The organism is Hymenobacter sp. YC55 (assembly GCF_029433095.1).
GTDB lineage: Bacteria > Bacteroidota > Bacteroidia > Cytophagales > Hymenobacteraceae > Hymenobacter.
Genome location: NZ_JARNTX010000004.1, coordinates 222,762 through 235,474, shown reverse-complemented (window position 1 = coordinate 235,474; position 12,713 = coordinate 222,762). Strand labels below are relative to the sequence as shown.

General features: G+C 56.6%; 10 protein-coding genes. 6 read left to right on the top strand and 4 right to left on the bottom strand.

The annotated features are described in order from the left end of the window. The first annotated feature begins 6 nt into the window (after positions 1 to 6). The 5 genes from P1X16_RS23625 (at position 7) to P1X16_RS23605 (ending at position 8,205) form a co-directional block, all read left to right on the top strand. Positions 7 to 1,656, top strand: coding sequence for a TldD/PmbA family protein (locus P1X16_RS23625; RefSeq protein ID WP_277234429.1), 1,650 nt, complete (start codon positions 7 to 9; stop codon positions 1,654 to 1,656). 162 nt (positions 1,657 to 1,818) lie between these two features. Further along, positions 1,819 to 3,153 carry a TldD/PmbA family protein gene (locus tag P1X16_RS23620; protein ID WP_277234427.1) on the top strand — a complete coding sequence of 445 codons (1,335 nt, stop codon included), beginning with the start codon at positions 1,819 to 1,821 and terminating at the stop codon, positions 3,151 to 3,153. A gap of 66 nt (positions 3,154 to 3,219) precedes the next feature. Then, positions 3,220 to 4,875, top strand: a complete 1,656-nt coding sequence (locus P1X16_RS23615; protein WP_277234425.1) for a TldD/PmbA family protein — start codon at positions 3,220 to 3,222, stop codon at positions 4,873 to 4,875. Between the two features lie 198 nt (positions 4,876 to 5,073). Then, positions 5,074 to 6,723: a TldD/PmbA family protein gene (locus tag P1X16_RS23610; protein ID WP_277234423.1), complete on the top strand. Its 1,650-nt coding sequence runs from the start codon at positions 5,074 to 5,076 to the stop codon at positions 6,721 to 6,723. Between the two features lie 156 nt (positions 6,724 to 6,879). Beyond that, positions 6,880 to 8,205 carry a TldD/PmbA family protein gene (locus P1X16_RS23605; RefSeq protein WP_277234421.1) on the top strand — a complete coding sequence of 442 codons (1,326 nt, stop codon included), beginning with the start codon at positions 6,880 to 6,882 and terminating at the stop codon, positions 8,203 to 8,205. Positions 8,206 to 8,279: 74 nt separating this feature from the next. Here the strand turns inward: P1X16_RS23605 and P1X16_RS23600 are convergent, their stop codons facing one another. Together P1X16_RS23600 and P1X16_RS23595 are read right to left on the bottom strand one after the other, a co-directional pair. Beyond that, positions 8,280 to 8,942, bottom strand: a complete 663-nt coding sequence (locus tag P1X16_RS23600) for a porin family protein (RefSeq protein WP_277234419.1) — start codon at positions 8,940 to 8,942, stop codon at positions 8,280 to 8,282. A gap of 79 nt (positions 8,943 to 9,021) precedes the next feature. Beyond that, positions 9,022 to 9,639 (bottom strand): porin family protein, encoded by a 618-nt coding sequence (locus tag P1X16_RS23595; RefSeq protein WP_277234417.1) that lies wholly within the window; start codon positions 9,637 to 9,639, stop codon positions 9,022 to 9,024. 225 nt (positions 9,640 to 9,864) lie between these two features. Between P1X16_RS23595 and P1X16_RS23590 the strand changes: the two genes are divergently transcribed. Continuing rightward, positions 9,865 to 10,488: a DUF4159 domain-containing protein gene (locus tag P1X16_RS23590; RefSeq protein ID WP_245120759.1), complete on the top strand. Its 624-nt coding sequence runs from the start codon at positions 9,865 to 9,867 to the stop codon at positions 10,486 to 10,488. 248 nt (positions 10,489 to 10,736) lie between these two features. Here P1X16_RS23590 and P1X16_RS23585 read toward each other — a convergent pair whose 3' ends face one another. Continuing rightward, positions 10,737 to 11,213, bottom strand: coding sequence for a cupin domain-containing protein (locus tag P1X16_RS23585; protein WP_277234414.1), 477 nt, complete (start codon positions 11,211 to 11,213; stop codon positions 10,737 to 10,739). Positions 11,214 to 11,254: 41 nt separating this feature from the next. Further along, positions 11,255 to 12,646: an ethanolamine ammonia-lyase subunit EutB gene (locus P1X16_RS23580; RefSeq protein ID WP_277234412.1), complete on the bottom strand. Its 1,392-nt coding sequence runs from the start codon at positions 12,644 to 12,646 to the stop codon at positions 11,255 to 11,257. Positions 12,647 to 12,713: the final 67 nt, after the last annotated feature.

The window sequence follows — 12,713 nt, the reverse complement described above, 5'->3', positions numbered from 1 at the left end:
CTTGATTTGAAAAGACGTGATTTTGTGGGCCTCACTGGCTTGGCTACCGGGGCACTTTTTCTGCCCACGATTCCAGGCTTGGGTGGCAACCCCGTCGACCCGGCCCGGCTGCTGGAGGCAGTGGACCCGGCCGTGAACAAACGCTTAGCCGACGCAGCCCTGAATGCGGCCAAAGCGGCAGGCGCTACTTATACCGATGTGCGAATTGGCCGCTACCTCAACCAAAGCATCTTCACCCGCGAAAAGCAAGTCCAGAACATAGCCAGCGGCGAAAGCTTCGGTGCGGGCGTTCGGGTTATTGCCAACGGTACCTGGGGATTTGCCGCTACCAACACCGTGACGGAAGCGGGCCTAGCGAAAGCCGCCCAACTGGCAGTGCAGATTGCCAAGGCCAACTCCAAGGTGCAAAAAGAGCAAGTGAAGCTGGCCCCGCAGCAGGGCTACGGTACGGTAAGCTGGAAAACACCAATTCAGCAAAATGCCTTTGAGGTACCCGTTAAGCAGAAAGTAGAGCTATTGTTGGCCGCCAACGCCAAGGCGTTGGAGAATGGGGCCTCTTTCGTCAACTCCTCGCTGTTCCAAATCAACGAGCAGAAGTACTTTGCCAGCACCGACGGTTCTTACATCGACCAAGACGTGCACCGCATCTGGCCAACCTTCAGCGTGACAGCTATCGACAAGGCCTCGGGCAAGTTCCGCTCCCGGGATGCTATGTCGGCCCCGATGGGCTTGGGCTATGAGTATCTCAGCCCGAAAGCTGCCGACAAGATTCCGGGACCGGCCGGCTCCGATATTATTGGCTACAAAAACAGCTACGACATCCTGGAAGATGCCGCCGCTGCGGCCAAACATGCCCGCACCAAACTAACGGCCAAGAGCGTGGTGCCCGGCAAGTACGACCTGGTACTCGACCCCAACCACCTCGGCCTAACCATTCACGAGTCGGTGGGCCACCCTACCGAGCTGGATCGGGTGCTCGGCTACGAGGCCAACTACGCCGGTACTTCTTTCGCCACTCAGGAATGGAAGGCCAAGAATATTCCGTTCGGCTCGAAGCAAGTGAATATTGTGGCTGATAAGCTGCAGCCTGGTTCTTTGGGCGCAGTCGGTTATGATGACGAAGGCGTGAAAACCAAGCAGTGGGACCTTATCAAAGAAGGCAAGCTCGTCGACTACCAGAAAATTCGCGACCAGGCGCATATCGTTGGTCAGAAAGAATCGGATGGGTGCTGCTACGCGGACTCGTGGAGCTCGGTGCAGTTTCAGCGCATGCCCAATGTGAGCTTGCAGCCCGGCAAAGAGAAAATGAGCGTGGATGACATGGTGAGCAAGGTAGATAAAGGCATCTTCATTGCTGGCCGCGGCTCCTACTCGATTGACCAGCAGCGCTACAACTTCCAGTTCGGCGGCCAAGTGTTCTATGCCATCGACAAGGGCAAGATTACGGGCATGCTCGAAGACGTGGCGTATCAGGCCAACACACAGGAGTTCTGGAACTCCTGCGCCGGCTCCTGCGACCAGTCTGACTATCGTCTGTTCGGATCGTTCTTCGATGGCAAAGGTCAGCCGAGCCAGGTATCGGCGGTAAGCCACGGCTCGGCTACTACGCGCTTCAACGGCGTCAACGTCATCAATACAGCACGGAAAATTGGCTAGTTAGGCACCTGAACTGTCATTCCGAGTGAAGCGAGGCATCTGAGTTAGGTGTTCTAACGACTTCACTCAGATTCCTCCTGCGTCGGGATGACAGACGAAGCGGTTTGCTTTACATCAGCCAATCAACCAACAATCAGCAAGCAATAACTCAACAATTACCTAATGGCAATTCTTTCCCAAGACGAATCCCAGGCCATCCTGAAGAAGGTCCTTAGTTTCAGTACCGCCGACGAGTGTGAGGCCACACTCAGCGGCAGCAACGGTGGTAACGTCCGCTCGGCCCGCAACGCCATCAGTACCAGCGGTGCTGCTGATGACGTGAGCTTAGCGGTGGAAGCGCGGTTCGGCAAACGCTCGGGTGTAGCCACGTGCAACGAGTTCGACGATGCCACGCTGCGCCGCTGCGTGCAACGGGCCGAAGAAATTGCCAAGCTGGCCCCCGAGAGCCCAGAGTACATGCCCCTGCTCGGAGCTCAGACGTATATCGCTGCTCCCAAGTCGTTTGCAGCGTCTACGGCCGGCATCACGCCGGACTTCCGCGCAACGCAGATCGGCAAAACCATGAAGATCTGCGACGAGAAGAAAGTCACTTCAGCTGCTTTCCTCAACGACGAAGCCGGCTTTGTGGCCAAGCGCAACAACAAAGGCCTGGAAGCCTATCAGCAGTACACCAACTTGTCATTCAGCATCACGGTACGTACCCCCGATGGAACCGGCTCCGGCTACGCCACTGGTGATTACAACGATGCCGCCGGATTCGACGCTGGCGCCCTGACCCAAGTAGCGGCCGACAAGGCGGCTATGTCGCGCAATGCCAAGGCCATTGAGCCCGGCAAGTACACCGTTATTCTGGAGCCCGCCGCCTTGGTAGCCAATACCGACGCCTCGTTGCTGGCGGCTTTGATGAACGCGCTGGATGCCCGCAACGCCGACGAAGGCCGCAGCTTCCTCAGCAAAAAAGGCGGCGGCAACCGCAAAGGCGAAAAGCTGTTCGACGAGCGGGTAACCATCTACTCGGACCCCACCAATGCCGAAATTGCCAGCCTCACGTTTGCCGGCGACGGTCGTCCGCAGAAGAAGATGACTTGGATTGAGAAGGGCGTAGTGAAAAACCTCTACACGTCGCGGTTTTGGGCCCAGAAAGCGGGTATTCCAGATATTCCACGGCCTGGTGGCTGGATTATGGAAGGTGGCACCCAGAGCGTGCAAGACATGATCAAGGGTACCGCCAAAGGTATCCTCGTAACGCGCCTGTGGTACATCCGTCCTGTTGATCCGCAGACGCTGCTGTACACGGGCCTCACCCGCGACGGAACCTTCTATATCGAGAACGGCAAGATCAAGCACCCAGTGAAGAACTTCCGCTTCAACGAGTCGCCCATTATCATGCTCAACAACCTGGAAGCCATTGGCAAGCCCGTGCGCGTGAATGGCAACCTCGTGCCGCCGCTCAAAATTCGGGACTTCACGTTCACCAGCCTCTCGGACGCTGTGTAAGCAGTAGCCCGAAGCGTGGCTTCGGGCTGCGTATCCTCTCTTTCTACTTCTCTATTCATTACTGTTTTGAAAAGACGTGACTTTGTAGGGCTTACCGGCTTGGCTACCGGAGCTCTGTTTATACCCAGCATTCCCGGTTTTGGCAGTGGCATCGAGGTAGACCCCCTGCGCCTGCTAGATGCCGCCGTGGACCCGGCCGTTAAGAAAAAGCTAGCCGATGCGGCCCTCAATGCTGCTAAGGCAGCCGGCGCCACGTACACCGACGTGCGGATTGGGCGCTACCTCAACCAAGGCGTTTTCACCCGCGAAAAGCAGGTGCAGAACATCCTGAGCACCGAAAGCTACGGCGCGGGCATCCGGGTTATTGCCAACGGAACTTGGGGCTTTGCCGCTACCAACCAGGTAACGGAAGCGGGCTTGGCCAAAGCCGCGCAGCTGGCCGTGCAGATTGCCAAGGCCAACTCGAAAGTGCAGAAGGCTCAGGTGCAGCTTGCGCCCCAAAAAGGCTACGGCGAAGTAAGCTGGAAAGCCCCAATTCAGCAGAATGCCTTCGAGGTACCCATCAAGGACAAAGTTGATATCCTGCTGGCTGCCAATGCCAAGGCCCTCGAAAATGGCGCCTCGTTTGTCAACTCCGTGCTGTTTCAGGTGAACGAGCAAAAGTACTTTGCCAGCACCGACGGCTCCTACATCGACCAGGACATTCACCGCATCTGGCCGACCTTCGGGGTTACGGCTATCGACCGGGCGTCGGGCAAGTTTCGCTCCCGGCAGTCGTTGAGTTCTCCCATGGGCATGGGCTACGAATACCTGACGCCCAAGGCGGCCGACAAGGTTGCCGGACCGGCTGGCTCCAACGTGATTGGCTACAAAAACAGCTACGACATTTTGGAAGATGCCGCCGCTGCCGCCAAGCAGGTGAAGGAAAAGCTGACGGCTAAGAGCGTGGTACCGGGCAAGTACGACCTAGTGCTCGACCCGCACCACTTGGGTTTGACCATCCACGAATCAGTAGGCCACCCGACGGAGCTGGACCGGGTGCTCGGCTACGAGGCCAACTACGCCGGCACGAGCTTCGCTACGCTGGAGTGGAAAGCCAAGAACATTCCGTATGGCTCCAAGCAAGTCAACATTGTGGCCGATAAACTCCAGCCGAACTCGTTGGGCGCGGTGGGGTACGACGACGAAGGCGTGAAAACCAAAGAATGGGACCTCATCAAAGAAGGGAAGCTGATCGACTACCAGAAGATTCGGGACCAGGCCGCTATGGTGGGTCAGAAAGAATCGGATGGGTGCTGCTACTCACAGTCGTGGCAGGATGTGCAATTCCAGCGCATGCCCAACGTAAGCCTACGCCCCGGCACCGCCAAATTGAGCGTAGATGAACTGGTGAAGAACGTGGATAAGGGCATCTACATCGCCGGCAATGGCTCGTTCTCCATCGACCAGCAGCGCTACAACTTCCAGTTCGGTGGTCAGGTGTTCTACGCCATCGAGAAAGGCAAGATTACCGGCATGCTAGAAGACGTGGCCTATCAGGCCAACACACAGGAGTTCTGGAACTCCTGCGCCGGCTCCTGCGACCAGTCCGACTACCGCCTCGCGGGCTTCTTCAACGACGGCAAAGGTCAGCCCGCACAGAGCTCGGCGGTGAGCCACGGTTCGGCTACTACGCGCTTCAACGGCGTCAACGTCATCAATACGGCGCGCAAGATTGGCTAGCAAAATGGGTGATGTAAGCTTGTCGCTTTTCGCCTAGTAGGTTGCCCGTCCGGTTTGCGCCGGGCGGGCATTTACTTTTCATTCGGTTTCTTGAATATTTTAGCAACCTTGATCTGGAAGTAGCATCCATAGCACATGGGAAACCTGTTCCTGGCTGCTTCCTTCGGTTCTTTCTTCACCTTCTAATTCTCAAGCACTTTGAAAAGACGTGACTTTATGGGGCTGACTGGCCTGGCGGCCGGGGGCCTGCTGCTACCAAGTATACCTGGGTTGGGAGGTATGCTTGTGGACCCCGAGCAACTGCTCGAAGTCATGGACCCGGCCCTGAAAAAGCGCCTCGCTGATGCTGCCTTAAATGCGGCAAAATCTGCTGGTGCGTCGTATGCCGATGTGCGCATTGGGCGCTACCTCAATCAGTACGTTTTCACCCGCGAAAAGCAGGTGCAGAACATTACCAGCACCGAGAGCCTCGGGGCGGGGGTTCGGGTGTTGGTGAACGGCGCGTGGGGGTTTGCGTCAACCAACACCATAACGGAAGCTGGCGTTGCGGCAGCGGCCCGCTCGGCAACGGCCATTGCCAAAGCCAACCAGAAGGTGCAGAAACAACCTGTGCAGTTGGCGCCGCAACAAGGCTACGGCGAGGTCAGCTGGAAGACGCCCATCCAGAAAAATCCTTTCGAAGTACCCGTGAAGGAAAAGGCGGACTTGCTGCTGGCCGCCAATGCCAAGGCCCTCGAAAACGGCGCTAACTACATCAACTCGGCGCTATTCCAGGTGAACGAGCAGAAGTACTTCGCCAGCACCGACGGTTCCTACATCGACCAAGACGTGCACCGTATCTGGCCCACATTTACCGTCACGGCCATCGACAAGGCAACCGGCAAGTTTCGCTCGCGCGAGTCGATGTCGGCGGCCATGGGGTTGGGCTACGAATACCTGACGCCCGGCGCCAGCGAGAGAGTAGCAGGTCCTACGGGCACCACAGTGGTCGGCTACAAGCAGCGCTACGACATTTTGGAAGATGCCGCGCAGGCAGCCAAACACGCCAAAGAAAAGCTAACCGCTAAGAGCGTAGTGCCCGGCAAATATGACCTGGTGCTCGACCCTGGCCACCTCGGCTTGACCATTCATGAATCGGTGGGCCACCCTACCGAGCTGGACCGGGTACTCGGCTATGAAGCCAATTTTGCGGGCACCAGCTTCGCCACCTTGGAGTGGAAAGCCAAGAACATCCCCTATGGCTCCAAGCAAGTGAATATTGTAGCCGACAAGTTGCAGCCAGGTTCTTTGGGCGCGGTGGGCTACGACGATGAGGGCGTGAAAACCAAGCAGTGGGACCTCATCAAAGAAGGCAAGCTGGTAAACTATCAGAAAATCCGGGACCAAGCTGCCGTAGTGGGGCAGCAGGAATCAGACGGGTGCTGCTATGCCGATGCCTGGAGTTCGGTGCAGTTTCAGCGCATGCCCAATGTGAGCTTGCAACCCGGCACCGCCAAGCTGAGCGTAGACGAAATGATCAGCAAGGTGGATAAGGGCATCTACATTGCCGGAGCCGGCTCCTACTCGATTGACCAGCAGCGCTATAACTTCCAGTTCGGGGGCCAGGTGTTCTACGCCATCGAGAAAGGCAAAATAGCGGGCATGATTGAGGACGTAGCCTACCAGGCCAACACGCAAGAGTTCTGGAACTCCTGCGCCGGCTCCTGCGACCAATCCGACTATCGGCTTATGGGTACTTTCTTTGACGGTAAGGGCCAGCCGAGCCAGATTTCGGCGGTGAGCCACGGTTCGGCTACTACTCGCTTCAACGGCGTCAACGTCATCAACACGGCACGGAAAATTGGCTAGTTAGTGCACCTGAACTGTCATTCCGAGTGAAGCAAGGAATCAGAGTGAGGTCGTCAACTGATTACTCCAGATTCTTCGCTCTGCTCGGAATGGCAGAGCAACTTGCTCTACATCAGCCAATAACTAGCCAGCAAGCAACAACTCAACAATCACCCCATGGCAATACTTTCCCAAGACGAAGCGCAGGCCATCCTGAAGAAGGTCCTGAGCTTCAGCACGGCCGATGAGTGCGCGGGCCAGCTCAATGGCCGCACCACTGGCAACATTCGCTACGCCCGCAACAACGTGAGTACCGCCGGCTCATCCGACAATGTGAGCCTGGCCGTAGAAGCCCGGTTCGGCAAACGCTCGGGTGTGGCTACCTGCAACCAGTTCGACGATGCCACCCTACGCCGGTGCGTGCAGCGGGCCGAGGAAATAGCGAAACTGGCACCCGAAGACCCCGAATATATGCCCATGCTCGGGCCGCAGCAGTTCCTCACGCCCAACAGTTACGCCGCGGCCACAGCCGGCATCACGGCCGACTTCCGCGCCCAAGTGGCCGCCGACAGCATTGCGCTCTGCGAACCTCGCAAGCTCACGGCCGCTGGTTACCTCGAAGACGGCCCGAGCTTCGTGGCCATCCGCAACAACAAAGGCTTGGAAGGTTACCAGCAATTCACACGGCTAGATTATTCGGTAACCGTGCGCACTGCTGACGGTACTGGCTCGGGCTACGCTGTGGCCGACTACACCGACGTAGCTAAATTCAACGCCAAAACGCTCACCAGCATTGCCGCCACCAAAGCTGCCGGCTCGGTAGCAGCCAAGGCCATTGAGCCCGGCAAGTACACGGTAATTCTGGAGCCCGCCGCCCTGGTTTCCGACGAAGGTATTCTGAACCGTCTGATGTACGCGCTCGATGCCCGCGAAGCCGACGAAGGCCGTAGCTTCCTCAGCAAGAAAGGCGGCGGCAACAAGCTCGGCGAAAAGCTTTTCGACCCGCGCGTTACCATTTACTCCGATCCGCTTAACGCCACGGCTCCTGGCCGTGTGTTCGACGGCGACGGGCTGCCCGTGAAGCGCATGACGTGGGTTGAGAAAGGCGTGATGAAGAATCTGTATTACTCTCGCTATTGGGCCGAGAAAAGCAAAAAGCCTGCTACTGCTTTCCCTAGCGGCTGGATCATGGAAGGCGGTACCCAAAGCGTCGATGACCTCATCAAAGGCACGGCCAAGGGCATCCTGGTCACGCGCCTGTGGTACATCCGCGACGTTGATCCGCAGACACTCCTTGTCACCGGCCTCACCCGCGACGGAACGTTCTACATCGAAAACGGCAAGATCAAGCACCCCATCAAGAACATGCGCTTCAACGAAAGCCCGGTTATCATGCTCAACAACATCGAAGCCATGGGCAAGCCGGTGCGGTTGGGCGGCAACATGGTCCCGCCCTTGAAGATTCGAGACTTCACCTTCACCAGCTTATCAGACGCGGTGTAGCGCAAGCAAGCCCGCAACAAAAAGCCCAGTCTGGTTCGCAGACTGGGCTTTTTGTTGCGGGCTTGGTGCAAACTTTATTTGCTACCGAACATATAACCTAGCGAGAATTCGACCACGCGGTTGTGTATTCCCCCAATGCCGTAGGAGTCGCGCACTTGTCTTATATATGCGCTGTTGTTGATGTCGGTTAAGCCATAATTCAGGCGAGCAGATACCAGGAGGCCGTTCTTCATATCTGCGCCAAACCCGCCACACAGGCTGACGTCGCTTTTAAAATCCCTCTTGACATCCAGGTTTTCAGTTCTAAAACCACTGCCGCCCGAGCCAGAGGAATATCCTACTTGGCCGTCCTGCCGCGCGGCTAGCAATAAGCCAGCTTGTGGCCCTACTAGGATATGAAAGACGTCGCCCACGTAGATTTTTACTAGCATGGGGAAGTTCAAATAGGAAAGTTTGGTTTTGTTTTCAAGCGTTATGCCTCCGCCAACTGGTATTTTGTTGTCGGACCCTTGTTGCGAGTATACTACCTCTGGCTGGACAGCAATGTGCTTGGAAGGCCGCATACGCAACACGCCCCCAATATGGAACCCCGGCTTAAAACTCGTCTCCTGATTGAGAGTGCCATCGAGAACGGCCAAGCTCACCCCCGTTTTCAACCCCACTTGAACGCTCGTTTGCGCCCACCCACTTGCCGCACAACCCAACAAAACACTTAGTAATAGAGTAACTTTTTTCATGAATGATGGAAGAGAAAAAGAAATGCTGTGCAAGCAAATCAATTGCAACAGCACTCCCAAAACTCCTCTGTATCATCCACTATTTCCCAAACTTAATACCCACGAATGCCTGAATAACACGGTTTTTCAGGCGTGGATCGTTGGCGCCATTCAAGTCTGCTACGTCGTTGATGTTGTTGAGGCCAGCGGTGTAGCGGGCCCCAATAATGAGGCTACCGAGTTCGAGGCCCGCACCAGCTGCTAGGGCAAAATCGTTCTTTTTGTAGTTACTATCGGCGGTGCGGTCAACAGGGCCGTAGCCGTCGGCGGCGCTGATGCGGAGCGTACCGTTTTCGCGGGCACCGAGTAGTACACCGAACTGTGGGCCAGCTTCGGCATACACGGGGCCTACTTTCACGTGGGCCAGCACCGGAATGTTGAGATAGTGCAGCTTGGTATCGTAGTTGGACACGGTCGACTTGAACTGAGAGCCTTGCAGGGAATACAGCACTTCGGGCTGAATAGACAACGGCCCTAGTATCGGCAGCCGCAGAAAGGCCCCGACGTGGTAGGTGGTCTTGTAGTCGGTGTCCATGTTGATATTCTGGCCATCGAGCACGGCATTATTGATGCCGGCTTTAATGCCAAATTGGGCTTGGGCCTGACTAGCACCAGCGAGTAGCAGGAAAAGCAGGGCAAGAATTCGCAAAGGTTTCATGGTAGGAAAAGAAGATCGGTTATACATAAAACCAGTTAACGCAAATTCATTGCCACAGTCGTATCTCCTATCCCAATAACTTTTTGGCTTGAGGTTCAAGCCAATACAGTTTATAGCTTTCTTGGGCAGCAATTGATTTTTCTTTACTCCAAGCCACCTCCCACAAATATTTTTGTCTGTTATTGGCTACCACTAGTAGTCTTGCCTTCTACCTCACCGTCCCGAATGCCTGTTCCTTTTACTTTCGTGCGTCTGCAATACCGCTCCGGCGATTGGGATGGCGTAGACGAGCGAATGCCAACCAACCTGCTGCACTCCCTGATTCAATACACCAAAATACCGGTCAATCAGAAAGAGAAAGTAGTAGCTCTCGACTCGCCAGAATTGTTTCGGCACCCATTCTGCTACCTGTCGGGGCACCGGCTGGTACAATTTTCGGCGCAGGAAAAAGCAAATTTCACGCAGTACGTGCGCAACGGCGGCTTCGTATTCGTCGACGACTGCAACCACGACATCGACGGGCTGTTTGCCCGCTCCTTCGAGGAGCAGATGCGGCAGTGCTTCGGGGCTGGTGCCCTCAAGAAAATACCCAAGACCCACGTTATCTATTCGCAGTTCTTCAAGTTTCCCGACGGCCCGCCGCCCACTTCCTTCGAGCTCAACGGCTGGGGCGACGACCTGGTGCACGACTACCTCAAAGGCATAGAAATCAACGGCCGCCTCGGCGTGCTCTATTCCAACAAAGACTACGGCTGCGAGTGGGACTACGACTTCCGCAACAAACGCTTCCTAGCCGAAGACAACACTAAATTCGGCGTCAACATCTTGCTGTACGCACTGACGGCGTAGGACGCTGCTAGTACAGGTAACTGAGATTAATCAATGAACTTCTGATACCAGTTGAAAAACTCGATGTCAGATACGTCTTCATCCATTGAAGCAGGATGCTTTACTATCTCCAACGCATTGAGTGGTCTGGCTTTAGCTTACAGCGTGTGGTCAGCAGGCGGCTCACAACAACCCAACCGCAATTAAGCAGGTCGTCATTCCACGGCCAGCTTGGAATGACGACCTGCTTACTTTGCTGTCTACACAGCTTAGGTGAACTTTTCAATCAGGGCTTTCAGATGAGGAAATTGCGTGGTTAGCTCGGCTCGTTGGGCTAACTCGAAATCTGTGAAATCGAACCCTGGGGCCACGGTGCAGCTCACCAGCGCGTAGCCCTTTCCCTGCTGTACATGGGCTGCAAACCAGGTATTGGCGGGAATGACGGCCTGGAAAAGCTCACCGTTTTCAATGTCGTTGCCGAGGACGATGGTAGCGGCCTGACCGTCTGCTATCAACACGATTTCCAAGGCCTGCCCCTTGTGGAAAAACCACAGCTCGTCCGACTTAATCCGGTGAAAACAGGATTTCTCTCTGTCTTCCAGCAAATAGTAAATGGCGGTGCTGACATTCCTGGTTTGCGCCTCAACCGTAGTCATCGTATCGGCCGACCGGTACGTTTCGCGGTAGTGGCCGCCTTCCGGATGGGGCAGCAAGTGCAGGTGATGGATAAGGTCTGGCGCAGTCATGATGATGAAAGGTTGGGCAATGGTGGGGCAAGATAAGGGCGTTACGCCAGCGGCTTCAGCGGCCCCATTTCCAACAGCCGGTGCTCTGCCGAAGCTGGCCGCAACCGGCCCTGCGCATCAAACACACCCACTTGTTGTAGCCAGGCCTCGAACTCTGGGGCGGCGCGCAGGCCGAGCACGCTCCGGATGTAGAGGGCATCGTGGAAGGACGTGGATTGGTAGTTAAGCATAATGTCGTCGGCGCCGGGTACGCCCATAATGAAGTTGCAGCCAGCCACGCCGAGCAGCGTGAGCAGGGTATCCATGTCGTCTTGGTCGGCTTCGGCGTGGTTGGTGTAGCAGATGTCCATGCCCATAGGCAGGCCGAGCAGCTTACCACAGAAATGGTCTTCCAGCGCCGCCCGAATGATTTGCTTGCCGTCGTAGAGGTATTCGGGACCGATGAAGCCGACCACCGAATTAACCAGTAACGGCCGGAAACGGCGGGCCACGGCGTAGGCGCGGGCTTCGCAGGTTTGCTGGTCGAGGCCGTGGTGGGCGTTGGCGCTGAGGGCGCTGCCCTGGCCGGTTTCGAAGTACATGACGTGCTGCCCCACCGTGCCCCGGTTCAAACTGAGGGTGGCTTGCCATGCCTCATCGAGCAGCGCCAAGTTGACACCGAAGCTAGCATTGGCAGCCTCTGTACCGGCAATACTCTGAAATGCCAGATCCACCGGGGCTTGCTGCCGCACTAGTTCCAGCGTGGTCGTGACGTGGCACAGCACGCAGGATTGGGTGGGAATGACATACTGCTGCCGAATAGCGTCGAGCATTTCCAGCAGATTCCGCACGGCGGCGGGGCTGTCGGTGGCGGGATTGATGCCAATGACGGCATCACCGCTGCCGTAGAGCAGGCCGTCGAGCAGGCTGGCGGCAATACCGCGGGCGTCGTCGGTGGGGTGATTGGGCTGGAGGCGAGTAGCCAAGTGGCCCCGTAGGCCCAATGTGTTGCGGAACTGCGTTATCACCTCGCACTTGCGAGCCACGGCAATTAGCTCCTGGTTGCGCATGAGCTTGCTGACAGCGGCCACCATTTCGGGCGTCAGGCCAAGTGCTACTTGCTGCAGCGTAGGCGTATCGGTTGTATCAGCCAGCAGCCAGTCGCGCAACTGCCCCACGGTGAAGTGGCTTACAGGTGCAAACGCGGCGGCATCGTGCGTGTCGAGGATCAGGCGCGTTACTTCGTCCTGCTCGTATGGAATAAGCGCCTCGTGGAGGAAGTTGCGCAAAGGCACATCAGCCAGCGCAAGCTGCGCGGCCACCCGCTCCTCGTAGGTGTCGGCCGCTACACCCGCCAGCACATCCCCCGACCGCAGTGGCGTGGCCTTGGCCAGCAGCGTTTTCAGATCCGGGAACTGATAAACCCCGTTTCGGATGGTGTGACGGTACGACATGGTGCACGTGATAAGACGAAGTAGCGAATTGAAACTTCAAAACTCTGTCATCCTGAGGCGGTAGCCG